Annotated in this window: 24 protein-coding genes, 5 tRNA genes and 1 pseudogene; 28 read left to right on the top strand and 2 right to left on the bottom strand. The window is 42.2% G+C overall.

Annotated features, from left to right (window positions below):
* The first annotated feature begins 151 nt into the window (after positions 1-151).
* The 3 genes from uvrC to pgsA all read left to right on the top strand — a co-directional run bounded on the left by uvrC (position 152) and on the right by pgsA (position 3,574).
* Positions 152-1,951, top strand: a complete 1,800-nt coding sequence (gene uvrC / locus AC4CU0_RS13825; protein WP_180109655.1) for an excinuclease ABC subunit UvrC — start codon at positions 152-154, stop codon at positions 1,949-1,951.
* A gap of 136 nt (positions 1,952-2,087) precedes the next feature.
* Positions 2,088-2,882, top strand: a complete 795-nt coding sequence (locus tag AC4CU0_RS13820) for a thioesterase family protein (protein WP_490743517.1) — start codon at positions 2,088-2,090, stop codon at positions 2,880-2,882.
* A 104-nt stretch (positions 2,883-2,986) separates the two neighbouring features.
* Positions 2,987-3,574 (top strand): CDP-diacylglycerol--glycerol-3-phosphate 3-phosphatidyltransferase, encoded by a 588-nt coding sequence (pgsA, locus tag AC4CU0_RS13815; protein WP_180007017.1) that lies wholly within the window; start codon positions 2,987-2,989, stop codon positions 3,572-3,574.
* A gap of 1,173 nt (positions 3,575-4,747) precedes the next feature.
* Here pgsA and AC4CU0_RS13810 read toward each other — a convergent pair.
* Together AC4CU0_RS13810 and argH are read right to left on the bottom strand one after the other, a co-directional pair.
* Positions 4,748-5,017 (bottom strand): oxidative damage protection protein, encoded by a 270-nt coding sequence (locus tag AC4CU0_RS13810; protein WP_078190466.1) that lies wholly within the window; start codon positions 5,015-5,017, stop codon positions 4,748-4,750.
* A 27-nt stretch (positions 5,018-5,044) separates the two neighbouring features.
* A complete protein-coding gene (argH, locus tag AC4CU0_RS13805; RefSeq protein WP_490743334.1) occupies positions 5,045-6,475 on the bottom strand; it encodes an argininosuccinate lyase in 1,431 nt (476 codons plus the stop codon).
* On the opposite strand from argH, the pseudogene AC4CU0_RS13800 reads away from it, so the two are divergent.
* The 25 genes and pseudogenes from AC4CU0_RS13800 (at position 6,466) to rplJ (ending at position 25,467) form a co-directional block, all read left to right on the top strand.
* Positions 6,466-7,619: pseudogene (locus AC4CU0_RS13800) on the top strand (sensor histidine kinase). The gene argH and the pseudogene AC4CU0_RS13800 sit on opposite strands and share 10 nt — an antisense overlap.
* Positions 7,620-7,672: 53 nt before the next feature.
* A complete protein-coding gene (locus tag AC4CU0_RS13795; RefSeq protein ID WP_111886003.1) occupies positions 7,673-8,413 on the top strand; it encodes a LytR/AlgR family response regulator transcription factor in 741 nt (246 codons plus the stop codon).
* Between the two features lie 95 nt (positions 8,414-8,508).
* Positions 8,509-9,426, top strand: a complete 918-nt coding sequence (gene hemC / locus AC4CU0_RS13790; RefSeq protein WP_218954373.1) for a hydroxymethylbilane synthase — start codon at positions 8,509-8,511, stop codon at positions 9,424-9,426.
* Between the two features lie 3 nt (positions 9,427-9,429).
* Positions 9,430-10,209: a uroporphyrinogen-III synthase gene (locus AC4CU0_RS13785; RefSeq protein WP_180002832.1), complete on the top strand. Its 780-nt coding sequence runs from the start codon at positions 9,430-9,432 to the stop codon at positions 10,207-10,209.
* The gene (locus AC4CU0_RS13780; RefSeq protein ID WP_180007023.1) at positions 10,206-11,048 is read left to right on the top strand and encodes a hypothetical protein; all 843 of its coding nucleotides are present in this window, start codon (positions 10,206-10,208) and stop codon (positions 11,046-11,048) included. Before AC4CU0_RS13785 ends, AC4CU0_RS13780 begins: the two co-directional genes overlap by 4 nt.
* Before the next feature lie 6 nt (positions 11,049-11,054).
* Positions 11,055-12,248: a heme biosynthesis protein HemY gene (locus tag AC4CU0_RS13775; RefSeq protein WP_490743333.1), complete on the top strand. Its 1,194-nt coding sequence runs from the start codon at positions 11,055-11,057 to the stop codon at positions 12,246-12,248.
* Between the two features lie 9 nt (positions 12,249-12,257).
* A complete protein-coding gene (locus tag AC4CU0_RS13770) occupies positions 12,258-12,689 on the top strand; it encodes an acyl-CoA thioesterase (RefSeq protein ID WP_472585092.1) in 432 nt (143 codons plus the stop codon).
* A 142-nt stretch (positions 12,690-12,831) separates the two neighbouring features.
* Complete coding sequence (locus tag AC4CU0_RS13765; protein WP_078190459.1) at positions 12,832-13,158, top strand: H-NS histone family protein; 327 nt, start codon at positions 12,832-12,834, stop codon at positions 13,156-13,158.
* Between the two features lie 167 nt (positions 13,159-13,325).
* Positions 13,326-14,069: a type II secretion system protein N gene (gene gspN / locus AC4CU0_RS13760; RefSeq protein ID WP_168379021.1), complete on the top strand. Its 744-nt coding sequence runs from the start codon at positions 13,326-13,328 to the stop codon at positions 14,067-14,069.
* A complete protein-coding gene (locus tag AC4CU0_RS13755) occupies positions 14,069-14,935 on the top strand; it encodes a type II secretion system protein N (RefSeq protein ID WP_180007029.1) in 867 nt (288 codons plus the stop codon). Before gspN ends, AC4CU0_RS13755 begins: the two co-directional genes overlap by 1 nt.
* Before the next feature lie 42 nt (positions 14,936-14,977).
* Entirely contained in the window at positions 14,978-17,209 is a 2,232-nt protein-coding gene (gene gspD, locus AC4CU0_RS13750; RefSeq protein WP_490743332.1) for a type II secretion system secretin GspD, read from the top strand.
* A gap of 77 nt (positions 17,210-17,286) precedes the next feature.
* The gene (locus AC4CU0_RS13745) at positions 17,287-18,000 is read left to right on the top strand and encodes an FHA domain-containing protein (protein ID WP_490743331.1); all 714 of its coding nucleotides are present in this window, start codon (positions 17,287-17,289) and stop codon (positions 17,998-18,000) included.
* A gap of 76 nt (positions 18,001-18,076) precedes the next feature.
* Entirely contained in the window at positions 18,077-18,745 is a 669-nt protein-coding gene (gene gph, locus AC4CU0_RS13740; RefSeq protein WP_490743330.1) for a phosphoglycolate phosphatase, read from the top strand.
* A gap of 117 nt (positions 18,746-18,862) precedes the next feature.
* Entirely contained in the window at positions 18,863-20,356 is a 1,494-nt protein-coding gene (trpE, locus tag AC4CU0_RS13735; protein ID WP_078193306.1) for an anthranilate synthase component I, read from the top strand.
* Between the two features lie 98 nt (positions 20,357-20,454).
* Positions 20,455-20,530, top strand: a tRNA-Thr gene (locus tag AC4CU0_RS13730).
* Between the two features lie 54 nt (positions 20,531-20,584).
* Positions 20,585-20,668: transfer RNA gene (locus tag AC4CU0_RS13725), tRNA-Tyr, on the top strand.
* 38 nt (positions 20,669-20,706) lie between these two features.
* A tRNA-Gly gene (locus AC4CU0_RS13720) sits at positions 20,707-20,782 on the top strand.
* 23 nt (positions 20,783-20,805) lie between these two features.
* Positions 20,806-20,880: transfer RNA gene (locus AC4CU0_RS13715), tRNA-Thr, on the top strand.
* Between the two features lie 155 nt (positions 20,881-21,035).
* Positions 21,036-22,226: an elongation factor Tu gene (tuf, locus tag AC4CU0_RS13710; protein ID WP_180084375.1), complete on the top strand. Its 1,191-nt coding sequence runs from the start codon at positions 21,036-21,038 to the stop codon at positions 22,224-22,226.
* A gap of 55 nt (positions 22,227-22,281) precedes the next feature.
* Positions 22,282-22,357, top strand: a tRNA-Trp gene (locus AC4CU0_RS13705).
* Between the two features lie 76 nt (positions 22,358-22,433).
* Positions 22,434-22,874, top strand: coding sequence for a preprotein translocase subunit SecE (gene secE, locus AC4CU0_RS13700; RefSeq protein ID WP_490743329.1), 441 nt, complete (start codon positions 22,434-22,436; stop codon positions 22,872-22,874).
* Between the two features lie 7 nt (positions 22,875-22,881).
* Positions 22,882-23,415 carry a transcription termination/antitermination protein NusG gene (gene nusG / locus AC4CU0_RS13695; RefSeq protein ID WP_490743328.1) on the top strand — a complete coding sequence of 178 codons (534 nt, stop codon included), beginning with the start codon at positions 22,882-22,884 and terminating at the stop codon, positions 23,413-23,415.
* 116 nt (positions 23,416-23,531) lie between these two features.
* On the top strand, positions 23,532-23,960 hold the full coding sequence (gene rplK / locus AC4CU0_RS13690; protein ID WP_004868049.1) for a 50S ribosomal protein L11: 429 nt from the start codon (positions 23,532-23,534) through the stop codon (positions 23,958-23,960).
* 3 nt (positions 23,961-23,963) lie between these two features.
* The gene (gene rplA, locus AC4CU0_RS13685) at positions 23,964-24,659 is read left to right on the top strand and encodes a 50S ribosomal protein L1 (protein ID WP_078189830.1); all 696 of its coding nucleotides are present in this window, start codon (positions 23,964-23,966) and stop codon (positions 24,657-24,659) included.
* Between the two features lie 301 nt (positions 24,660-24,960).
* A complete protein-coding gene (gene rplJ / locus AC4CU0_RS13680) occupies positions 24,961-25,467 on the top strand; it encodes a 50S ribosomal protein L10 (protein WP_078189829.1) in 507 nt (168 codons plus the stop codon).
* The last annotated feature ends 15 nt before the right edge of the window (positions 25,468-25,482 follow it).

The raw sequence follows: 25,482 nt of genomic DNA, 5'->3' as shown, positions 1-25,482 counted from the left end.
TGAGCATAGCAAATTTAGAATTTTGCATTAATAGCTTTTAGCAATCAGCTCATTGTTATGAGCAACAATAAATTTGCTGGATTGCTTGAAAATGCAGGTAAAAGCATCACATCATGTCAAAGAGCAATATCGAAGACGGAACAAGGCAAAAGTGAACGAAAACGCACGCGAACATATTGAAAAAATTCTTGCCAATATGACGACTTTACCCGGTGTTTACCGCATGTTGGGTAAAGACGGTGAGTTGCTGTATGTGGGTAAAGCAAAGAATTTAAAAAATCGTGTGTCGAGTTATTTTGTGAAAACCATTGAGCATCCCAAGACGCAGGCTTTGGTTGCCCGTATTTATGATATTGAAAGTTTGGTGGTGCGTTCTGAAACGGAAGCCCTATTGCTCGAACAAAACCTGATTAAGTTGCATCGTCCGCCGTATAACATCATGCTGCGTGATGATAAGTCTTATGTTTATATTTTTATCTCTGCCGATAAACCCTATCCACGAATTGCCGCAGGACGTGGGAAAGGTAAGCATCAAGCTGGTAAGTTTTTTGGGCCTTATCCGAGTGCTTATAACGCGCGTGATACTTTGGTGGTGCTGCAAAAATTGTTTAATGTGCGTCAGTGTGAAAATAGCTATTTTTCGCAGCGTAAACGACCATGCCTGCAATACCAAATTAAGCGCTGTTCCGCGCCTTGTGTGGGGTTGATCTCACCCGAAGATTACAAAGAAGATGTCAATAACTCGATTCGGTTCTTACAAGGCGACACCAAAGAGCTCAATCAAGAGCTGATTGGGAAAATGGAAGCTGCGGCAGAAGCTTTGGAGTTTGAAAAGGCAGTGTTTTATCGTGATCGTATGGCACTGCTACGTGATGTGCAAACTCAGCAAGCGATTTATAAAGTCAAAGGCGAGGCAGATATCATTGCCATTGCTTATCAAGCTGGTGTGACCTGTGTGCAAATCATGCATGTGCGCAATGGCAAAATGCTCGGCGGAAAGAGTTATTTCCCTGATATGCAGGGTGATGATCTAGGTCAAATGCTCTCGGACTTCATTGCCAATTTTTACTTTCAGGTGGCAGATGAAATCCCTGCAGAACTTATCATCAATGTCGATATTCCAGATCGCAAAGACATGGAAGATGCTTTGTACCAGCACTTTGAAAAGCGGATTCAAATCAAACATAAAGTGCGTGAAACCCGTGCAGAGTGGCAAGAATTGGCACAGATGAATGTGCAGCACGCCATTAAAGGTAAACTGGCTGACCATTTTGAATTGAATGAGCGCTTTCATCAGTTAGAGCAAGTCGTTGGGCGGCCGATTGACAGTATTGAGTGTTTTGATATTTCTCACACTATGGGTGAGGCGACCATAGCGTCTTGTGTGGTCTTTGATGCGGGCGGCGCAAGAAAGCGTGACTATCGCCAATTTTCCATCAATGATATTACCGAAGGAGATGATTATGCTGCCATGCGTCAAGCGCTGACCCGCCGCTATAAAAAGCATATGCTGCCCGATTTGCTATTAATTGACGGGGGTAAAGGTCAATTACACATGGCGATGGAAGTCATGCAAGAACTCGAGCTCGATGCCTTTATGGTCGGGGTGTCCAAAGGTGAGGGGCGTAAACCGGGTCTAGAAACATTGCACTTTACCGATGGTGAAAAAATCCAATTGCCTGAAGACCATAAAGCCCTGCATTTGATTCAACAGGTTCGTGATGAAGCCCACCGATTTGCCATTACCAAACACCGAGCGAAACGAGATAAAAAACGTGGCTCATCGGTACTTGAGGTGATTCCGGGCTTAGGTCCAAAACGTCGTCGGGATCTTCTGACCCATTTTGGTGGCATTCAAGGGGTGTTGAAGGCTTCTGAAAATGATTTAAAACTTGTACCGGGATTAGGCGATGTGATGGCGCGCACCATTTATAAAATCCTGCATGAATAGAGCGAACTAAGTTCAATCGATGACGGGTCAATCCTGAATTTGCCAAAATGCTCATTGACGCATGAGTCACTGATCATTCACATCATTTGATTTTTATACAATGATATAAAAATCAAAAATATGATCAGGGATGATGATGTTACTCGCACAGTTGTATCAACATATTGAACACAATGAATGGGTTGAGATTCCAGAAGGATGGTTGCAAGGGCGTACGATCTATGGCGGCTTAGTGGCTGGCATGATGATGCACAAAGCCGTTGCCACCATTGCAGATCCGCAGCGACGTTTACTCAGCTGTAGTGTGACATTTGTAGGCCCAGTACAATTGGCGCCCGTGCGTTTAAGTGCGGAAATTTTAAGACAGGGCAAATCCGTCACCACCATCGAAGTTCGAATTTGGCAAGATGATGCCGTACAAAGCATTTTATTGGCGAGCTTTGGTGTTCCACGTGAATCAAGCATTGCCGTCAATCAGGAGCGTCAAGCACCCGATTTTCCTGAAGTGAGCAGCTTAAAGATTGCCGAACATCATCCACTTGCACCCCAGTGCTTTCAGCAAATGGATTTGGCCTGGGTAGATGGGCAGTATCCGTGTACTGCAAGCAAAAAGCCTGACTTTAGTGGTTGGATGCGTTTTAATCCAGAACGCCACGATAACCGTAAGATGACTGTTGCTGACCTAATGGTCTCGATGGATATGTGGCCGCCCGGTGTACTGCCTATGTACAAAACCATGGCACCTGCGAGTTCTTTAACGTGGACATTGACCTATGTACATCCCTTGCAATCAAACTTACATAATTGGTTTAAATATAAAGTATTTACCGATTATGCAGCGGATGGATACGCTACAGAATATGCTCATTTATGGGATGAAAATAACCAGTTGATAGCGATTGCGCGACAGACTGTTACGGTGTTTGCCTAGTGACACTGAGGGGCATTTCGTATAAAGTGAGTGCAACTAACGATGGATAAATCCTCAAATTATTTTGCATTTTCATCGTGCATGAGGGGAAAACTGGGGTGTCTATGACAACAGGTCGAATCCTGAATATTCCTAATATTTTAACATTGGCACGAATTGCTTTAATTCCTGTGTTTTTGTTGGTGGCGTACTGGCCACCTGCAATGGGCGTGGGTGAACATGCTGCCAGCATGTCACGTCATATATTGCTGACCGCTATTTTTGTGATCGCAGCTGTCACTGACTGGTTTGATGGCTACCTTGCAAGAACTTTAAATCAAACTTCAGCATTTGGACGTTTTCTCGATCCTGTTGCAGATAAATTGATGGTTGCAACAGCGTTGATCGTTTTGGTGCAATGGCAACCGACCATTTCGATGGCCTTTGCAGCGATTGTAATTATTTCACGTGAAATCACGGTGTCTGCCCTACGTGAGTGGATGGCTGAATTAGGCGCGCGTACCAGTGTTGCGGTTTCAACCGTTGGTAAATATAAAACAGCATTTCAGATGATTGCGATTTCAGTGTTCTTGCTAAATTGGCAACCCCTAGAAATGTTGGCGTATGGATTGCTCTATACAGCCGTAGTTTTAACGTTATGGTCGATGTTTATATATTTGAAAGCCGCATGGCCGTATTTAAAGCAACCTTGATTTAAAGTAAGTTATTAAAAGCTCCGTGATCGGGGCTTTTTTATTGCCGAGTTTTTAGAAAAAATTGAGGGTTTGACTAGTTTGAACAGCGCTTCATTTGATTAGAGCTTGAAGTTAAATGTGAGACGTTGGCGCAAATTTTGGATAAAAAAATTCCCAGATTTTGGGGGAAATCTGGGAAGGAAAATCGGGGTTACTTATCGCTATTATGGAAGATGTTTCCATCTTCTTGATTGCTATTATAGGAAAGCAGATTTAGAAATACATGGAGTTTATTGTAGTGTAATGTTGTGTTTTATTGAGAAATGTATCACAAATTTACATTCAGAATTTTTGATACAAATTGGCCGATAACTTTGGTAGGTTTTGTTTGGATTTAAACAATGAAAATCGATATATGTGATGATAAAAACACATTTAACATTATTTAAATAATAAATACATTTATTTAAGTTTAAATAAAATTGATCAATGGATAAAAGATATTTCAGCAATGATGAAGATCATTTCCCAATGAAAGCTTACACAGACGTCATCTTTGTTTTGCGAAAATAGCAGTGCTCCGAAGCACAAAAAAAGAGCCTTTTTAGGCTCCTTCATGACATTTGAAGCTACGCGCTTCGCTTGTCTTGCGTAATTTTTAGAGCAATAAAAAAGAATCCCCAAGATTGGAGATTCTTTTCAATTAAAGCCTACGTGCAGCATAACTGCTTGTCTTGCGGCGTGGCAGTACTCCTAAGCACAAAAAAGGAGCCCCTTTGGACTCCTTCATGACATTTGAAGCTAAGCGCTTCGCTTGTGTTGCGTAATTTTTAGAGCAATAAAAAAGAATCCCCAAGATTGGAGATTCTTTTCAATTAAAGCCTACGCATAGCATAGCTGCTTGTCTTGCGGCGTGGCGGAGTATAAAAAAGGAGCCCCTTTGGACTCCTTCATGACATTTGAAACTACGCGCTTCGCTTGTGTTGCGTAATTTTTAGAGCAATAAAAAAGAATCCCCAAGATTGGAGATTCTTTTCAATTAAAGCCTACGCACAGCATAGCTGCTTGTTTTGCGGCGTGGCGGAGCAGTGCTCCTGAGTACAAAAAAGGAGTCCCATTGGACTCCTTCATGACATTTGAAGCTACGCGCTTCGCTTGTCTTGCGTAATTTTTAGAGCAGCGCTCTAAAAATTACTCAGGCTTCAGCCCTTCGGCTTTTTCTAAAGATTCATCATTGCTGAAGAATTTTTCACGTTGCTCTTCAAGGAACTTTTTCGCGTCAGCTTCAAACACGTTTAAACGTTTTTCATTGATCAACGTGGTTTGGTGTTTTAGCCATTCTTGCCAAGCTTGTTTAGATACAGTATCAAACAATTCTTGTCCCTTCGCACCCGGGAATGGTGCAAAGTCTAAACCTTCCATTTCAGCCTGATATTTACGGCAAAACACTTGTCGAGACATATCAATACTCCATTTAACTTGAAAAAGTTATGCGTAAAGTTTTTCTAAACGTGCGTGTGCGCGTTCAATTGCTGCTTCAACTTGAGCAGGTGCAGTACCACCAATGTGGTTACGTGCATTGACAGATGCTTCAAGTGTTAATGCTTTTTCGAAGACATCGGCCTGAATCAAGTCAGAGAACTGTTGAAGTTGCTCAAGGGTTAATTCTGAAAGATCTTTGCCTTCTTGAACACCGAGAGCAACTGCTTTACCCACAATCTCATGTGCATCACGGAATGCCACGCCATTTTTAACGAGGTAGTCGGCAAGGTCAGTTGCAGTTGAGAAGCCACGCAGCGCTGCTTCACGCATTATGTCAATGTTTGGCACTAGTGCAGGGATCATGTCGGCAAATGCCATGAGTGAGCCACGAACAGTATCGATTGCATCGAATAGTGGTTCTTTATCTTCTTGGTTGTCTTTGTTGTATGCCAATGGTTGACCTTTCATCAGGGTCAATAGGCTCATCAAGTCACCATATACACGGCCAGTTTTACCACGGATCAACTCAGGAACGTCTGGGTTTTTCTTTTGCGGCATGATTGAAGAGCCAGTGCAGAAACGGTCAGGGATGTTCACAAATTTGAACTGAGCCGATGTCCAAAGAATCATTTCTTCTGACATGCGTGATAAATGCATCATGATAAGTGATGCTGCCGCATTGAATTCAATACCAAAATCACGGTCAGATACGGCGTCTAAAGAGTTTTCAGCGACAGCTTCAAAACCTAGTAATTCGGCAGTGAATGCACGGTCAATTGGGTAGGTTGTTCCTGCAAGTGCAGCAGAACCTAAAGGCATACGGTTGGTACGTTTACGGCAGTCGATTAAACGCTCTGAGTCACGTACCAACATTTCAAACCACGCCATTAAATGGTGACCAAAAGTCACTGGCTGTGCAGTTTGTAAATGCGTGAAGCCCGGCATGATGGTATTGGTATTTTTCGCCGCTAAGCCTAGGATGCCTTTTTGTAATTTTTTCAATAATTCTAAAATCGCATCGATTTCGTCGCGAACATACAGACGGATATCGGTTGCAACTTGGTCATTACGACTACGACCGGTGTGTAGTTTTTTACCTGTAATACCGATACGTTGAGTCAAGCGTGACTCAATATTCATGTGCACATCTTCTAGGTCAATGCGCCATTCGAAGTTACCCGCTTCAATTTCTGCTTTAATGGTGTTTAAGCCATTAATAATATCGTCACACTCTTGTTCAGTCAGAACGCCGACTTTTGCAAGCATGGTTGCATGTGCAATTGAACCTGCAATATCTTGTTTATAAAAGCGTTGGTCAAACTGTACAGATGCTGTAAATTCAGCAACAAAAGCGTCAGTAGCTTCGGAAAAACGACCGCCCCACATGCCTGAAGTTTGGGCTTGTGACGGATTTGAGGAATTAGAAGATGTGGTCATGTCGGCTCAATAAGATAAAAAGCATAGAACTGAGCAAGAGTATAGCAAATTCGAACCCAGTTGCCGAAGGGCAAGTTGATCAAACTTTTAGACAAGGTTTGGGCCTATGACAATTTCTGTATTTTCAGGAAAAATGGGCCGTTGGCACTATCTGTGGGAGCTGTTTCTTGCGGGCAATATTGTGGCTTTGGTCTTGGCCTTGGCCCAAGCTCAATCGTGGCATGCTTTAAGTTTTTCCAGTGTCATGCAGCATGTGTTGTTTATTAACTGGATTTTATTGGCATTTGCTGCATTTTCAGAGCTTTTGCAAAGTAAGACGCGTGGTTTAAGCATGAAAATGCTCATGTTTAGCGGGTTTGTTTTATTGCAAGCTTTGGTGTTGTTCACCACCTTAATTTTAAATGTCTTGATCTATTTTGGTGAAAATTTTAGTTTAACTGGCTTCAGTACAGACGTTTTAACTGTTGGTGTGGTTTTAAATCTGAGCTATGGGGTTTTACTTGGGGCATTTTGTTTTCGATATTTATATTTAAGAGAACAGTGGGGGCGACAACATCATAGTGAATTAAACTCACGTATTCAGGCTATGCAAGCTCGGATTCATCCGCATTTTTTATTTAATAGCTTAAACAATGTGATTAGCTTGATTGCGATTGACCCAGATAAAGCGGAGCAAATGCTGCTGAATTTATCTCGTTTGTTCCGTGCAAGTTTTCAAGAATTGAAGTTGGTGAGTCTTAAAGATGAGATTGATCTGTGTCAGCGTTATTTGGCCATCGAACAAATGCGATTGGGTGATCGGCTCAATGTGGAATGGAAACTGGCTGACATTGACCAATACGCGCAAGTACAAATTCCACTATTAACTTTACAACCTTTGTTAGAAAATAGTATTTTTCATGGAGTTGAAAAGATTTTGACAAAGAGTACGATAAATATATTGATTGAAATATTACAAAATCAAATTAATATCGTTATTACAAATCCTTATACACAGGATACAATTAAATTACGTCAGGGGAATGGTATTGCCATCGAAAACGTGAAACAGCGACTTGAGGCATATTATGGTCAGCATGTCACTTTTCAAACCTACGCAGGCGAGGGAATGTATACGACTGTGGTGCAATATCAATATAAATAGAAATCTCAGTTGACCAATAAAAATAAATGACGTTAACGAGATAAGGAGGAGAAATGGACATCCTAATCTGTGATGATGAGCCTCTAGCAGTAGAGCGATTGTCACGTTTAGTCACTCAACTTGGACATCAGGTGGTTGCGAAAGCTTCACATGGTCAACAAGCGATTGACTTGGCTCAAAGCCTCGAGCCTGATGTCATCTTACTAGATATACAAATGCCTGAAATGGATGGGTTGACTTGCGCGAAATTGTTGCGTGAATTAGACCCCATGCCCGCTATTATTTTTTGCACTGCATATGATCATCATGCACTTGATGCATTTAAATCGAATGCAGAGGGATATTTACTAAAACCAGTTATGCAACAGGAATTGCAGCAGGTTTTAGATCATTTAACTAAATTAACCCAAGCTCAATTGAGCACGATAAAACAAAAAGAAAATATGGACGAAATTAAAATCAGCCGCCATCAAATCGCGGCAAAGACCTATCGTGGTGTAGAGTTGGTACCTGTGGAAAATATTTACTATTTTCTTGCAGATCAGAAATATGTCACTGTTCGGCACAAAAATGGCAGCGTACTCATTGATGAAACGCTGAAAGATTTAGAGCATGAATTTGGTGATCGTTTTATACGCATTCATCGCAATGCCTTGGTGTCTGTGAGCTTTTTAGATGGTTTAGAGGTTGTAAGCTCAGGGCAATATCAAGTGCGTTGTCGAGATTTAGACGAGCGCTTGGCGGTCAGCCGTCGACATTTACCGAATTTGCGTGAGCGAATACAAAAATTATAGGGCAAGGGTCAAAGTACATTGCGAATTAAGCTTGCATTTTCAACTGAGCAAGTTAAGTTTAGAATAATAGCCCTATAGACTGTATTTTAAAATTTATGAATATCCTTAAGATCGCAACTCGACAAAGCCCGCTTGCACTTTGGCAGGCGGAACATATTCGTGCACGCTTAGAAGCTCTTCATGCAAATTTGAAAGTTGAGTTGGTGACCTTTGTGACTCAAGGTGACAAGATTCTAGATACCCCTTTAGCCAAAATTGGGGGAAAAGGATTATTTGTAAAAGAATTAGAAGCGGCGTTGTTGGATGGTCGTGCAGACTTAGCAGTTCATTCGATGAAAGATGTGCCGATGGCATTGCCTGAAGGTTTAAGCTTGGCCGTGATTTGTGAGCGTGAAGATCCATTAGATGCTTTCGTTTCAAATACCTATAACAGTTTTGATGATTTACCACAAGGTGCGAAGGTTGGGACATCGAGCTTGCGCCGCAAATGCCAAATTTTAAAACAACGTCCTGATCTTGAGATTATTGATCTGCGTGGCAATGTGGGTACGCGTTTATCTAAACTCGATGCGGGCAACTATGATGCGATTATTTTGGCGAGTGCAGGGCTGAAGCGTTTGGGTTTAGCAGAGCGTATTCGTCATACTCTTGAGCCTGTTGTGAGTTTACCTGCAGTTGGACAAGGTGCATTGGGCCTAGAATGTCGTAGCCAAGATCAAACTGTATTGGATTTAATTTTGCCCTTAATGCATACAGAGACCAATGCCTGTGTACGCGCAGAACGTGCATTTAATGCATATCTAGAAGGTGGCTGCCAAGTACCGATTGCAGGTTATGCAACCTTAGAAAATGGTCAGATTCATTTGGAAGGTCGAGTCGGTAGTGTTGACGGTCAAACCTTGTTGAAAGCACAGCAAGTAGGTCTTCCCGAACAGGCTGAACAGCTTGGTGTCAAATTGGCCCAAGACTTGTTAGCCCAAGGTGCCGGTGAAATTTTAAAGGCACTGTATTAATACATGCTTTTTATCAATACACGTCCGACAGATCGTGCAGCGCAGCTTAGCTTGACGCTGCGCTCTGCGGGTGTTGCTGTGGCTGAGCTTCCATTACTTGAGCTCAAGCCGCGGGCATGGTCAGAAGCATTGGCAGCGTGCTACGCCCAGTTGAGTGCTGCGGATGTATTGGTTGTGGTGAGCCCCTCTGCGGTCACCTTTGGTATACAAGGTCTGCGTAAGGCAGGCATTTCACTTGAACAGCTCGAACATACTCAATGGATTGCAGTCGGTGACGCAACCGCAGCAAAGCTGGCTGATTATGGCATTCACAGTGTTGTGCCGCAGGTGGAAACCTCAGAGGGAATGCTCACCTTAAGCCATTTAGAACAATTAGAGGCCGGGGCTTGTGTAGCGTTTTGGCGCGGTGAAGGTGGTCGTCAATTTATGATGCAGCAGTTGCTAGCACGTGGCATTCAGATTCTCAATTTTGTGCTATACGAACGGCATCTACCGGAAGAGACCACTCAAAAAGTAAAAACACTTATTTCTGAACATCAGTTGTCATCTCCGTATTGTATGTTGATCACCAGTGAGGCCAGTTGGCTCAATTGGCTTGACTTGATTCAGTCGCATTTATCAGTGCTGAGTCATGCACATTTTTTAGTTTTAGGTGTAAGGTTGTTCGAGCTACTTGAGCAAAGTCGTATAACACTGAACAAAGATTTTAAAATTATTCAACTCGAAGATTTAAACGCGACACACATATTGCAGCATGTGCAAGTCGTGCAGGGAAATACATGAAGAAGTTGTTTGTCGTTGTGGTCATTGTCGCCGTACTTTGGTTGGCTAAACTCAGTTTTGACTTGTTTCAGGTCAATGCTCAACAAACCGAACTGATGCAACAACAAACTTTATTGCAACAGCGCAATGCAGGTTTGAATGATCAGGTCGTGGCTTTGAAACGCCAGTTGAATGGCACAACGACCGAGATGTCGGCTGCAACGACATCGAATGCTTCGATTGCTGCTGAGGCGACCCATAGTATTGAGCCAATGATGGTTGTGGGCCAGCAACTTGATTTGGTTGAATTTGCCATGCAGCAACAACAATTTGCTGTCGCTTTGGAAAAATTAAACCAATTAGACCAACAATTAGATCAGTTGAGCTTGGCACCTGCACTGCGTATGAGTTTGCATCAGGTGATTCAAAAAGACCGTGAGACCTTAAAGCAATATGTGACAGAGCGTCAGTTGCAATCTGATAAAGTGAAAAATACCCTGCAATCGATCGATCAATTGTTAGAAAAAGAAATATTAAAGCCATACAGTTCAAAAGAGCAGCAAAAAGGTCTTTCTTTTTGGCAAAAATGGATTCAAGTCGAATCAGTCGAACAACCGAGTCCCGTATTAATGCAGCGTAGCTTGGTATTAAAAGAAATGCAGTTACGTTTAATTTTGGCTCAGCAAGTTTTAAATCAAGGACAATATCCTCAATTTCAACAAGAAATCACTGAAATTATGCAAATTATGCAGCAATTGCCAGATGCTTCATTAAAACCGATACGCCAACGTTTAGAACAATTAAAGGACATTCCGGTTATTTCTGTACCACTATTAAATACTCGGGCACTCATAGGATAATCGACTATGAAACATATTTTATTGGCCTATTTATTTATTAGCTTATTGGTTGTTGCCATTATTAGTTTGCTGAGTTTTGGACATGGTGCAGGCTATGTCTATTTATACTGGCGTGAATGGCAAGTTCAATCCAATATTTGGTTTTTAGCATTATTGCTGGCACTACTGAGTTTGTTCGTGCAAATGCTTTGGTATGCGGTTAAACGCTATTTAAGTCGAGAGCAGCGTAAATCTGAAACAGTCTTTAGTTTTAATAAACTGCATCCCTATGAACAATTGGCTGTCATTTGGCTTTTAAATGCTGCGCAAGATCAAAAAAACTTTATTCAGCAAGCTTTTACTGAGTCTGGATTATTAAAAGGGGTGATTGATGCGCGTTTATATTGGATTCAGCAACAATATGAAACAGCATTAAATGCATTAACTCAGACCAATCCAATGGCTTTTGAACTTGCAGAATTGCAACGGATTGAAATTTATTTATCCCAACAAGAGGGTGAAAAGGCTTTAACGCATCTTGAATTTTTAAATCAACATGAACTATCGCCATGGTTGCAAAAAGTCAGCACTGCCTATGAGCAGCGTTTAACCACGCTATGGGGCATGTTTGCGTTGCAGTTTCCTTGGTTGTATTTGCGTTCAACACGTTATGGACATTTAGATGAGCTGACAAAACAAGCTTGGTTGGAACAATTATTATCTGCATTTGATCAAGCTGATGTCGATGATTTGCAGTATTTAAAGCAGCGTTATTTGGATTTGCAAGATCAAATTACAGAGCGTAAATATGCGGTCAAGGTGCTATGGTTGAAAGTCTTGTCTCGTATGCCAGAGATGAGTCAGGAGCATGAGCAATTGGCCATTCATTTGCTGGAACAGCAATTTAACAAAGAAGTGTTCTTTTTGTGGTTCCAGCAAAAAATGCTGAAGCAAAACCCTGACTATGTGGCTGTAGAACAGCAGATTCAACGTTGGGAAGAAAAGTATCCTGCGCTGCCTGTTTTTAGTTTTGCAAAATGGAATATTTACCAAGCGACAGCACGTCAAGCTGAAGCAGATGCATTGTTAGAATTATATCCAAATGATGTATTAATGAGTTATTTACGCATCAAGTCAGCCTTAAATCAGCAGGATGACTTGATCAAACAATTAAATTTAATATTTGAAAATAATGCCAATTTTATGGAAATTCGAATATAAGGACATTATATGCAAGAAGATTTAGCTCAATATTCATTGGTTCATACTCAACACGTCGCTTGGGGGGATATGGATGCTTTTGGGCATGTAAATAACGTGCATTATTATCGTTATATGGAAAGTGCGCGGATTGGTTATTTAGATCAGTTGGATATATTTAATCAGTCTGTGGTTACGGTTGTTGCTTCAAGCCAGTGTAAATATTTAAGCCCAGTGGTTTATCCTGATATTTTAAAAGTGGCAACGCGCGTTGAAGAATTAAGAAACAGTGCATTTCGTATGAGTTATATATTATGGAGTGAACAGCAACAAAAAATTGTTGCAACAGGCGATGCGGTTATTGTGTGCGTGGATAAAACTACCCTACAAAAAACCTCTATTCCAGAAAATATTAAAACCAAAATAAAAGCCTTAGAAAATTCAGTGGGAAATAATATTTAAATACAATTTAACTTTATATATTTTAAGGAGTCGTGTTAAAATATTGTAGTAAAATGAAAATTATTTATTGAATAAAAATTTTATTATAATATTATGAACGAGTTTTCATAAGCATTATTAAAATGAAATTTCGGAGTTAAAGATTATGCCTGATATTAGTAATTTATCAGTTGAAGAGTTAAAGAAGCTTCAAGTAGAAGCTGAAGCACTGATTGCATCTAAAAAAGATCAAGCGATTGAAGATGCGTACAACCGTATTGTTGAAATTGCAGAAAATTTAGATTTAAGCGTTGAACAAATCCTTGAATTTGGTTCAAGCAAACGTAAAAAATCAACTCGTAAAGCTGTTGAGCCACGTTACCGTAGCAAAACTAATGCAGATGACACTTGGACTGGTCGTGGTAAACAACCGCGTTGGTTAGTGGCTGAGCTAGAAAAAGGCGCGAAACTAGAAGACTTCTTAATTTAAGAATAATTCATGAAATCGTCATATCCTGAGTTCAGGATAATTAAACCAGGCAAATGCCTGGTTTTTTTATCTCTTTGAATTGGCTATGCAGAAAAAGTATGCATAATGTGTCTATAAAGAAAAATGTTTAAATGATGGAAAAAAATTGATGGATCGGTTGTGGTGGGATGATCAATAAAACTAATAATATTCGGTGGCTCATTTTTGCTGCGATCAGTTTTTTAATTTTCGTTATGCTGCAAGTACCAGCAGCGTGGCTCATTACAAAGTTTTATAAAAATAACCAAATGCTACATAACGTCAGTGGCAATATTTGGCACGGGCAAGCAGATTGGACACGAGGAAACTTGAAAGGCTCGTTAAACTGGAACACGCGCCCGTGGGATTTGATTTTATTGCGCTTGGGTGCAAATGTTGAAATTCATAGTGGTAATACCAAACTGCAAGGTGTGATGGGGTATGGTTTTGGCAAAAGTATCAGTATCAAAAACTTAGAGGGTCAAATTGCCCCTGAAACCTTAAAAAGTTTTGCCGATTGGCAATGGCCAATGAATGCCATTCAATTAAAAGATGTGCAGTTTAAATATAAGCCACAACAGGGATTTAGTCGTTCATCAGGCGAGATACAGTGGGCAGGTGGGGATTTATCATTTAGCTTTGCACAGCGTCAAGAGTCAATGAATGTGCCTGCCATGTTGGCTCAATTAAAAGACGATAATGGTAAATTGTCGATTGATGTTCGAGATCAACGTGAACAAAAAATGATGAATATGTCACTTGAGCCAGACCTCATGTTGGATGTGCAATTAACCCAGCGCTTTTTGATGAATGTTGCTTCCTATGAAGGTAAGGCAGGATTAGATACGTATGTGATTAGTTCGCGTCAACCCCTATTGAGTGGGGTGAACTGATGGCTGACTATTTCGAAAAAATCCGCGAGATCAATTGGAAGCAAACAGATCGACTTGCACCTGTGGTCTTGGTTTTAATAATTTTGTACCTGTGCTGGAAGTTAGCCGCTTTATTTTGGTTATTGATTGCACCGCCACAAGCCATGCAGTTAGACCGAGTTGAATTGGGTTCACAGCAAACGCAAGTTCCTAATATTAGCTCTTTTGCCTTGTTTCAGGAAAACCGCAGTTCAGCAGCTGACGCGCAGTTAAATATGGTGTTACAAGGTGTGGTGGTTGGACAGCCAAGTCGCTACTCGTCGGCAGTGATTAAGGTCAATGAGAGTTCAGATCGCTACTTGGTTGGAGAAACCATTCAAGGTTCATCATATCAACTGGCTGAAGTTTATTGGGATAAGGTGATTTTAACGCAGGGTAATGGTGCACGGCGTGAATTAGCGTTCCAAGGTATTGAAAACGGATTAGATCAACCGATTGTCCCTACAGCCAATGCAACATCAGGCGGATCTTTGCAAAATAACAGCATGCAAAATGCAGCTAATCCTGCAAATTCAGGGCAAGGCACGACGCAGTCCGCGATTGGTCAGGCCGTACAACGCATGACAGAAAATCGTGAGCAATATCTGCAGGAAATGGGGGTGAATCCATCAGGTAATGGTGGGTTTGAGATTTCAAATCGAACACCTGCTGCCTTGAGAAATAAATTGGGTTTGCAACCGGGTGACCGCATCATGTCTTTAAATGGGCAGGCAGTCGGTGCAGGACAATCTGAGGCGCAATTATTAGAACAAGCCCGCCGTGAAGGGCAGGTGAAACTTGAAGTCAAACGTGGTGATCAAGTGATGACCATACAACAGGATTTTTAGTGATGTTTCATCACTTTATAGGGTTAGGAAACACAGGCGTATATGGCTTTATTTAATAATAACCGTTCAACTTTAGCTGCCTATGCCATGGTGCCCTTGGTTGCTATGGTCAGCACAGCAAGTTATGCACAAACATGGAAAATCAATTTACGTGATGCAGATCTTACGGCATTCATTAATGAAGTCGCAGATATCACGGGGAAAAATTTTGCAGTTGATCCACGGGTACGAGGAAATGTAACGGTTATTTCCAATAAGCCTTTAAATAAAAATGAAGTCTATGACCTGTTTCTCGGTGTATTGAATGTCAATGGCGTGGTAGCGATTCCATCAGGCAACACCATTAAACTGGTTCCAGACAGTAATGTAAAAAGCTCGGGCATTCCTTATGATGCGCGCCACCGTGCATCTGGAGACCAAATTGTCACCCGAGTGATTTGGCTTGATAACACCAATGCCAACGACTTAATTCCAGCCCTACGTCCATTGATGCCGCAATTTGCACATTTGTCAGCAGTGGCAGGGACCAATGCGCTGATTGTGTCAGATCGCGCAAGTAATATTTATCAGCTCGAAACGATTATTCGTAATTTAGATGGAACGGGTCAAAATGATATCGAAGCCGTGACGCTGCAATCTAGTCAGGCCGAAGAAATGATTGGGCTGTTAGAGTCGATGAGTTCGACCGGCGCATCAAAAGACCCAAAAGGGTCACGAATTCGTATTATCGCAGACAATCGAACCAATCGTATTATCATTAAAGGTGATACAGCGACACGTAAGCGTATTCGTAAGATTATTGAGACCTTAGATGTGCCTGCGGCAGATCGATTGGGTGGATTGAAAGTTTTTCGTCTAAAGTATGCAAGTGCCAAAAACTTGTCAGAAATCTTACAAGGCTTGGTCACAGGGCAGGCCGTTTCGAGTACAAATTCATCGAATAGCTCAAATAGCAGCACGATGAACAGTTTAATGAATGATAGTAACAGTTCAAATTCACAGTCATTCAGTTCACAAAACAACACCAGTTCTGGTATTAACCTCAACAGCAATAACTCTTCCAATAATACGCAAAACGGTATCTCAAGCTTTAATGCCAATGGCGTGAGTATTATTGCTGATGCCACACAAAATGCACTGATTGTAAAAGCAGATCCGCAGCTCATGCGAGAAATTGAATCTGCGATTCAGCAGCTCGATATTCGTCGTCAGCAAGTGCTGATCGAAGCGGCGATTATTGAAGTTGAAGGCACGGATACCGATCAGCTCGGTGTGCAATGGGCGTTGGGAGATATCAGTAGTGGTATCGGCTTAATTAACTTTGATAACTTTGGTTCTAGTTTAAAAAATATTGCCGCAGGATATTTAACTGGCGGCGCTGCGGGTGCAGGTAGCGCGGTGAGTGCCGGTACTTCTTTAGTTCTTGGTGATTATCGTGAAGGCAGTGATGGTTCGCGCAAACTCTATGGTGCGATGATTCAGGCCTTAAAAGAAAAGACCAAATCCAATTTATTATCTACACCGTCGATAGTGACGATGGACAACGAAGAAGCCTATATTGTGGTGGGTGAAAACGTTCCATTTGTGACAGGTTCGGTCACCACCAATGGTGGTACAGCCAATCCGTATACATCGATTGAGCGTAAAGATGTCGGTGTTACTTTGAAAGTTGTGCCGCATATTGGTGATGGCGGCTCGGTGCGTTTAGAGGTCGAGCAAGAAGTTTCTGATGTAAAAGACAATAAAGGCCAAGCGTCGGACTTAGTTACGACTAAACGTGCGATTAAAACCTCGATCTTGGCAGAGCATGGTCAAACGATTGTGTTGGGGGGGTTGATCTCGGACAATACATTGCATGGGCGTCAATCCGTTCCGGGGCTCGGGGCTATTCCTGTACTGGGCAAACTTTTTAGCTCGGAAGGAAAATCCAACAGTAAACGCAATTTGCTGATCTTTATTCATCCGACCATTGTTGGAAATTCTGCTGATGTGAAGAAAATGTCTCAGCAACGTTACAGTCAGCTCTATAGTCTGCAACTGGCACTGGATAATGACGGTAATTTTGCGAAATTACCTGAAAATGTGGACGATGTGTATCAGCAGCGCATACCTGTTTCAAAAGGTACAGCACCAGCCCCTGTGTATAAGACGGTACCTACAGCACCACAAACCACACAGCCAGCGGCAGTGGTCTCCACGCCAGTCGCCATTGAACCTGCGGTGAAGCGCCAAACCATTACCGTACCGAATGGCAAAGTGGCGGGCATGCCTTAGGTTAGACAGCAGAGTGGTTTAGCTTTGAAACCACAGCATGCTATGATGAAAAAAACGAGCAATAGAGAATTAACTTCATGACTTGGAAAATTCAAGCAATTTCTGGTGATTTAACAGGACAAGAAATTAGTATTGAGCGAGATATGTTGGTGGGTCGTCATCAACAAGCAGATATTGTTTTACAAGAATCTGATGTATCGCGTAAACATGCTGCCTTTGTACTGAAAGATCAGGCACTCTGGTTGCAAGATCTCAATTCATCCAATGGGACGTTTATTAATGATGTCCGTTTGACTGGTGAATCACTTTTAAAAGAAGGTGATATTGTACAGTTTGCCAGTGTGAAGTTTAGTTTATTGGCTCCAGCTAAAGCTGTTCAGATCCCAGCGGATATCGAACAAAGCGTTGAAGCGTTGCAAGCAGAAGAGATTACTTCTGTTCAGCAGCCGTCTGAAGCTGTTGCAGTTTCTGAGACTGCTGCACAAGAGCCTATCGTTAAAACTGCAGCACAACAAATGAATGATCAAGGGATGCCAGAGTTGAAAGAGCGTGATGGTTCAGTTCAATTGACTCGTGATGGTATGCCGACCAATGTGGGTGTGCCTAAACCTGCGCCAATTCCTGAGGGAATTGACATTACTGCTGCTCCGAAAAATGAGGCATGTGATGTAGAAATTCCAGCAGCTTGTGTAGAGCAAGAACGTGAAGCGCAAAAAAATGCATCTGTAGGCTTAATCTCGGTCATTGTTTTAATCATTCTTGCAATTATTGCATGGGTGTTGTTTAAATAAACCGAGACATTCCTCAAAAAGGCATGCATGGGCATGCCTTTTTTATGTGGAAAATTTAAAAAAATAGAGGGACATTATGTTTGAAGTTCGTTTAGCAGAACGCCAAATGATTTTATTTGATCTGGATGGAACGCTAGTCGATTCAGCATCTGACTTACATCGTGCGATGAATATGAGTTTAAATGCTTTGCAATTACCTTTGGTCACAGAAGCGCAGGTGCGAAACTGGATTGGGAAAGGAACTTCATTGTTTTGTCATAGCGTACTTGAATACTTGACCGGGAAGGTGGATGCCGCACAGCACCATCTTTTGCTGGAAACTTTTCTAAAGATTTACAATGCAGATCCTTGTGTCTTGACGCAGCCCTTTGACGGTATTCTAGAGTTCTTGGATTGGGCAAAAGCAGAAGAGAAAATTCTGATTTGTGTGACCAATAAACCAGAGCAACCGGCACGCAGTATTGTGCAGGCACTAGGTATGCATGAATACTTTGATGATGTGATTGGTGGAGATCGTTTTGAAGAGCGTAAACCACATCCCAAGCAGCTAGAGTATTGTGCGGAGCATTATGCCTTGCCGAAACAGCAAATTTTGATGGTGGGTGATTCTGTCAATGATGTAGAGGCAGCACGTCGTGCGGGTATTGATTGTATTGTGGTCAGCTATGGCTATAATCATGGTGAAAATATTCGAGAGTGTCAGCCGCAGCACGTGGTTGATAACTTAAAAGAATTATTGGGTTGAAATAAGTAGGGTTAAGGAAGTGAAAATGAGCAAGTGTGTAGTATTTCGATGGCGTCACTCAATCAGCATGAGAAGAAATTAACTGAAATTGACCACGCGAAATATAGAGAAACCCAAATGACTACACAAACTCAATTTGAACAACTGAAAACTGCTGGATATAACTTGATTCCGGTATATCGTCAGCGCTTGGCAGATACAGAAACTCCGCTGTCTGTCTTTGCGCGATTAAAACAACATAAACAAGCCTATTTATTTGAATCTGTAGAGGGTGGCGAAAACTGGGCGCGTTACTCCATTATTGGCTTGGGCGAGTCCACCGTATTTTCGTGTAATGAAGGGCAGTTGACCGTTCAACATGCTGATGGCTCGGTTGAAAAACAACAATGTGCTGACCCATTTCAATACATTCGTGACTTCCAAGCACAATATAAAGTGCCTACACAGCAAGATTTGCCAGCGTTGCCGAGCTTTACCGGTGGATTGGTTGGATACTTTGGTTATGACGCTGTACGTTATATCGAACCAAAGCTCAATAACGTTCCAGAAGCTGACCCGGTCGGGATTCCGGATATTTGGATGATGCTATCAAAAACCGTCATCGTCTTTGATAACCTTAAGGATACCTTATTCTTAATTGTGCATGCCGATGTAAATGATGCTGAGGCCTATACCAAGGCGCAGCAACAATTGGATGAGCTAGAAGAACTTTTGGCAACCCCAATTGCACTCAAAGCAAATAAGCATACTGCACCACAGTTTGAATCCATCACTGGACATGACAACTTTATTGACTCTATTGCGAAAGTAAAAGAGTACATTAAAGCCGGTGATGTGATGCAGGTTGTGCCGGGCCATCGTATGGTCTCAGATTTTGATGGTGAGCCTTTGCAGGTCTATCGTGCACTACGTCACCTCAATCCATCGCCATATTTGTTCTTGGTGCAAGGGCAGACACTAGAAAATGACATTCCTTTTCATATCGTCGGTTCATCACCTGAAATTTTGTCCCGTTTAGAAAATGGTGTGGCAACAGTTCGTCCTTTGGCGGGAACGCGACCACGGGGTAAAACAAAAGAAGAAGATTTAGCGCTAGAAAAAGATTTGCTATCTGATGAAAAAGAAATTGCAGAGCATTTGATGTTGATCGATTTGGGGCGAAATGATGTTGGACGCGTTTCTAAAATCGGTAAAGTTCACGTGACTGATCAAATGGTGATCGAACGTTATTCGCATGTCATGCACATTGTGTCAAATGTGCAAGGTGAAGTACGTGATGATGTCGATGCTTTGGATGTTTTTAAGGCAACATTCCCTGCGGGTACGCTTTCAGGCGCACCAAAAATCCGTGCTATGGAAATTATTGACGAAGTTGAACCAGTAAAACGTGGAATTTTTGGTGGTGCTGTTGGTTATTTAGGCTGGCATGGCGAAATGGACATGTCGATTGCGATTCGTACCTGTGTAATTCGTGAAAATAAGGTCTATGTTCAAGCTGGAGCAGGGGTGGTGTATGACTCTAATCCTGAATCAGAGTGGAATGAAACCCAAATAAAAGCTCGCGCAGTGATCAAAGCGGTTGAATTATCATCAAATGGATTGATTTTATGAGTTTTTCACGTTTTTTTTAGAAAAAACACTTGCAAGGATTTCAAGATTTGCTAAACTGCACACCGTTCCGATACGAAACGTACGAAACACTAGGAAACGCCGGCATAGCTCAGTTGGTAGAGCAACTGACTTGTAATCAGTAGGTCCACAGTTCGAATCCGTGTGCCGGCACCATCTTAGAAAGTTTGAGAGTGAGTAGAAAGAACAACACTGAAGTAAGTGTAAAATGGTGAGGTTCCCGAGCGGTCAAAGGGGGCGGACTGTAACTCCGCTACGAAAGTTTCGAAGGTTCGAATCCTTCCCTCACCACCAATTTTAAGACTTCAATAAGTGGTTTGTACCAACATCGTGCGGGAGTAGCTCAGTTGGTAGAGCGGTAGCCTTCCAAGCTACATGTCGCGAGTTCGACCCTCGTCTCCCGCTCCATATCTATTGAAGTGCTTATATTTGCTCTTATAGCTCAGTGGTAGAGCACTCCCTTGGTAAGGGAGAGGTCTCGAGTTCAAATCTCGATAAGAGCTCCAGATTTTACAGTTTAGCAACTTTAAATGTTGCGCAAGATTCCAGAAGCAGGCTTTTTAGTCTGCTTTTCAAGTATTGGGTGTTTATTTTTTTTAGGCGATATGTCGGAGCTGGGTTTTACTCAGAATTGTGTTCGACGTAAACGAGGAAGAAAAGCATGGCTAAGGCTAAGTTTGAACGTAATAAGCCGCACGTTAACGTGGGCACAATCGGTCACGTTGACCATGGTAAAACGACTTTAACAGCTGCAATTGCAACTGTATGTGCAAAAAAATTCGGTGGTGAAGCGAAAGATTACGCTGCAATCGACTCTGCACCAGAAGAAAAAGCACGTGGTATTACAATTAATACTTCACACGTAGAATACGATTCTCCAATCCGTCACTACGCTCACGTAGACTGCCCAGGTCACGCCGATTATGTTAAAAACATGATTACTGGTGCTGCGCAAATGGATGGTGCGATCCTTGTTTGTTCGGCGACTGATGGTCCAATGCCACAAACTCGTGAACACATCCTCCTTTCTCGTCAGGTAGGTGTACCTTATATCGTTGTATTCCTAAACAAATGCGATATCGTAGACGACGAAGAATTAATTGAATTAGTAGAAATGGAAGTTCGTGAACTTCTTTCTACTTATGATTTCCCAGGCGACGACACTCCAGTAATCCGTGGTTCTGCTCTTGCAGCGCTTAATGGTGAAGCTGGTCAATACGGCGAAGATGCTGTAGTTGCTCTTGTTGAAGCTCTAGACTCTTACATCCCAGAACCAGAACGTGCTATCGACCAAGCATTCCTTATGCCAATCGAAGACGTATTCTCAATTTCAGGTCGTGGTACAGTAGTAACTGGCCGTGTTGAAACTGGTATCGTGAAAGTAGGCGAAGAAGTTGAAATCGTTGGTATTAAAGATACAGTTAAAACAACAGTAACTGGCGTAGAAATGTTCCGTAAACTTCTTGACGAAGGTCGTGCGGGCGAGAACTGTGGTGTTCTTCTACGTGGTACTAAACGTGAAGACGTTCAACGTGGTCAAGTACTTGCTAAACCAGGTACAATCAAACCGCATACTAAATTCGACGCAGAAGTATACGTACTTTCTAAAGACGAAGGTGGTCGTCATACTCCATTCCTTAACGGTTACCGTCCACAGTTCTACTTCCGTACAACTGACGTAACTGGTGCGATCGCGCTTAAAGAAGGCGTTGAAATGGTTATGCCTGGTGACAACGTAGAAATGTCAGTAGAATTAATCCACCCAATCGCAATGGACGCTGGCTTACGCTTTGCGATCCGTGAAGGTGGCCGTACAGTTGGTGCGGGTGTTGTTTCTAAAGTAACTGCATAATATAATACAGTTATCTTTGTACAGATCGAGAGTTTCGACTCTCGATTTGCTCTGCAGGTCAGTAGTTCAATTGGTAGAGCGTCGGTCTCCAAAACCGAATGTTGGGGGTTCGAGTCCCTCCTGGCCTGCCAAATTTTTTTAAAAAGAAGCTTGATGCTGGCTCAACTGGTCATATAATAAGTCGCGAATCCTACGACGAGTACAAAAATGTCGAATGATAAATCGCGTGACGCATTAAGCGACGCGCCAATTCCTCAAAGAAATAATCCTGCTGAAGTTGTTAATTCTGGTTCCCCTTTAGACTATGTTCTGTGGGTTATCGCGTTGATTTTACTCGGTAGTTCTATGATGGTGAATCAACATTTGCCAGCATACTGGGCACCAGCGAATGATGTCTGGATCCGTGTTGGGGTAATTTTGGCTTGTATCATCGTGGCTTTAGGTTTATTATACGCCACCCATCAAGGCAAAGGCTTTGTTCGATTGTTGAAAGATGCTCGAATTGAGTTACGTCGAGTGACTTGGCCAACCAAGCAAGAGACCATGACCACATCTTGGCAGGTACTTGCGGTAGTCTTAGTGGCATCTATTTTATTATGGTGCTTTGACTATGCTTTGAGCTGGTTAATGAAGTTTATTATCGGGTAAGAGAGCTATGAAACGTTGGTACATTATTCATGCCTATTCAGGCTATGAAAAACAAGTGTTACGCTCACTTAATGATCGAATCCAGCGTAGCGCTGTAGCCGATAGCTTTGGTGAAGTCCTTGTCCCTACTGAAGAAGTAGTGGAAATGAAGGATGGTAAGAAACGTAAATCTGAGCGTAAATTCTTTCCTGGCTATGTGTTAGTCGAGATGGAAATGAATGATGAAACTTGGCACATTGTTAAAGAGTGTCCAAAAGTATTAGGTTTCATCGGTGGTACTGCAGAAAAGCCTGCACCAATTACGCAAAAAGAAGCTGATGCGATTCTTGCACGTGTACGCAATACTGGCGAATCACCTCGTCCTAAGACGATGTTTGAACCAGGTGAAGAATTACTCGTAATTGACGGTCCATTCACCGACTTTAAAGGCGTGGTGGAAGAAGTTCTATACGATAAGTCACGTTTAACGTTGACGATTAATGTATTTAATCGACCAACTCAAGTTGAACTGGAATTTCGCCAAGTCGAAAAATCAGTTTAATTTAACTTGGTTGATAAACGCCCGATTTGTTATGAGTCGGGCATTGTTGTTGTAACGGTATCGTTACTTGAAATCATTGGGGAGCCTAGCGGCGTTAGTACCCAGAGGTAATTGAAATGGCTAAGAAGATTGACGGCTATATCAAGCTGCAAGTTCCAGCTGGTAAAGCAAATCCATCTCCACCGATTGGTCCTGCACTAGGTCAACGTGGTGTTAACATCATGGCATTCTGTAAAGAATTCAATGCTGCGACACAAAAAGTTGAAGCTGGTCTTCCAATTCCAGTAGTGATCACTGTGTACAACGACAAGTCGTTCACATTCATCATGAAAACTCCTCCTGCTGCGATTCTTCTTAAGAAAGCTGCGGGCATCCAAAAGGGTTCAGCTGTACCTAACAAAACTAAAGTTGGTAAGTTGACTCGCGCTCAATTAGAAGAAATTGCGACTACTAAAGAACCAGATCTTACTGGTGCTGATTTAGACGCACGTGTACGTACCATTGCTGGTTCTGCGCGTTCTATGGGCTTGGAAGTGGAGCTATAAGACATGGCTAAATTAACTAAACGTCAAAAAGCCATTGTTGCTGCTGTTGAAGCTAACAAAGTTTACACTTTGGAAGAAGCAGTTGCAGTTCTTAACGGCCTTCCAGCAGTAAAATTCAAAGAATCTTTGGATGTTGCTGTAAACCTAGGTGTTGATCCTCGTAAATCTGACCAAGTTGTTCGTGGCGCGACTACACTTCCTGCAGGTACTGGTAAAACTGTACGTGTAGCTGTGTTTGCTCAAGGCGCTGCTGCTGAAGCTGCTAAAGCTGAAGGCGCGGACGTTGTTGGTTTTGATGATCTTGCTGAAAGCATCCAAGCGGGTAACCTTGACTTTGACGTAGTAATTGCAGCTCCGGATGCAATGCGCGTTGTTGGTAAGTTGGGTACGATTCTTGGTCCACGTGGCTTAATGCCAAACCCTAAAGTGGGTACTGTAACTCCTGACGTAGCTTCTGCTGTTAAAAACGCGAAAGCTGGTCAAGCACGTTACCGTGTAGACAAAGCTGGTATTATCCACGCTGCGATCGGTCAAGTAGGTTTCACTGCTGAAGCTGTTCGTTCAAACGTTGAAGCTCTTGTAGCTGACCTTAAGAAAGCAAAACCTGCTACTTCTAAAGGTGTTTACATCCAAAAGATCACTTTAAGCTCAACTATGGGTCCTGGTCTTGTTGTTGATGTAGCAAACGTTTCTAAATAAGTTTCGACTTATTACAGAATTTTAAAGCCCTGAGTAATATTTAAAGCGCTGCTTTAAATATTACGCAAGAAACGCTTCGTCGTATATTGCGTAATTCAGGCAAACTTTGAATTGATAAATTTAGATTTATCAGCGTCAAAGACCTCAGGCGAGGGGAGTTTTATGCTTTCTTCTTAATAGCCCAGCCTGAATAGACGCGGTGGTGTGATTTGTTCCTCCTCCGCGTGTTGGTTCAGTGATGAGCTAACGAATTGGGAGTGCATCTGTATAGGTGCATAAATCACCGTTAGGAGGTTTTACAATGGCTCTTCTTATCGAAGGCAAAAAACAGATCGTAGCTGAAGTAACTGAAGTTGCTTCTACTGCGTATGCTGCTGTTGTTGCTGACTACCAAGGTTTAACTGTTGAGCAATTAACTGCTCTACGTGTTGAAGCTCGTAAACTAGGTGTTGCTACTCGCGTAGTTCGTAACACTTTGGCTAAACGTGCTCTTCAAGATACTCAATTCAATATCTTGAGCGACAACCTTGTTGGCCCAACAATCTTAGCTTTCTCAACTTCTGAAGACGACATGGGCGCAGCTGCTCGTTTGTTCGAAGAATTTGCTAAAACTAATAAAGCATTTGAACTTAAAGCTGCTGCATTTGACGGTAAAGTTTATCAAGGTGCTGAAGTTAGCGTTATCGCGAACCTTCCAAACCAAGAGAAAGCGCTTACTATGCTTGCAAGCGTTCTTCAAGCTCCTATTTCGAAATTGGGTCGCCTTATTACTGCGCTCAAAGAGAAAAACGAGTCAGAAGCTGCTTAAGTTTAAATCAATTTA

It is taken from the genome of Acinetobacter sp. LipI_15, from assembly GCF_058242865.1.
Note: the sequence above shows the minus strand (reverse complement) of the source record. Positions and strands in the feature narration are given on the sequence as shown.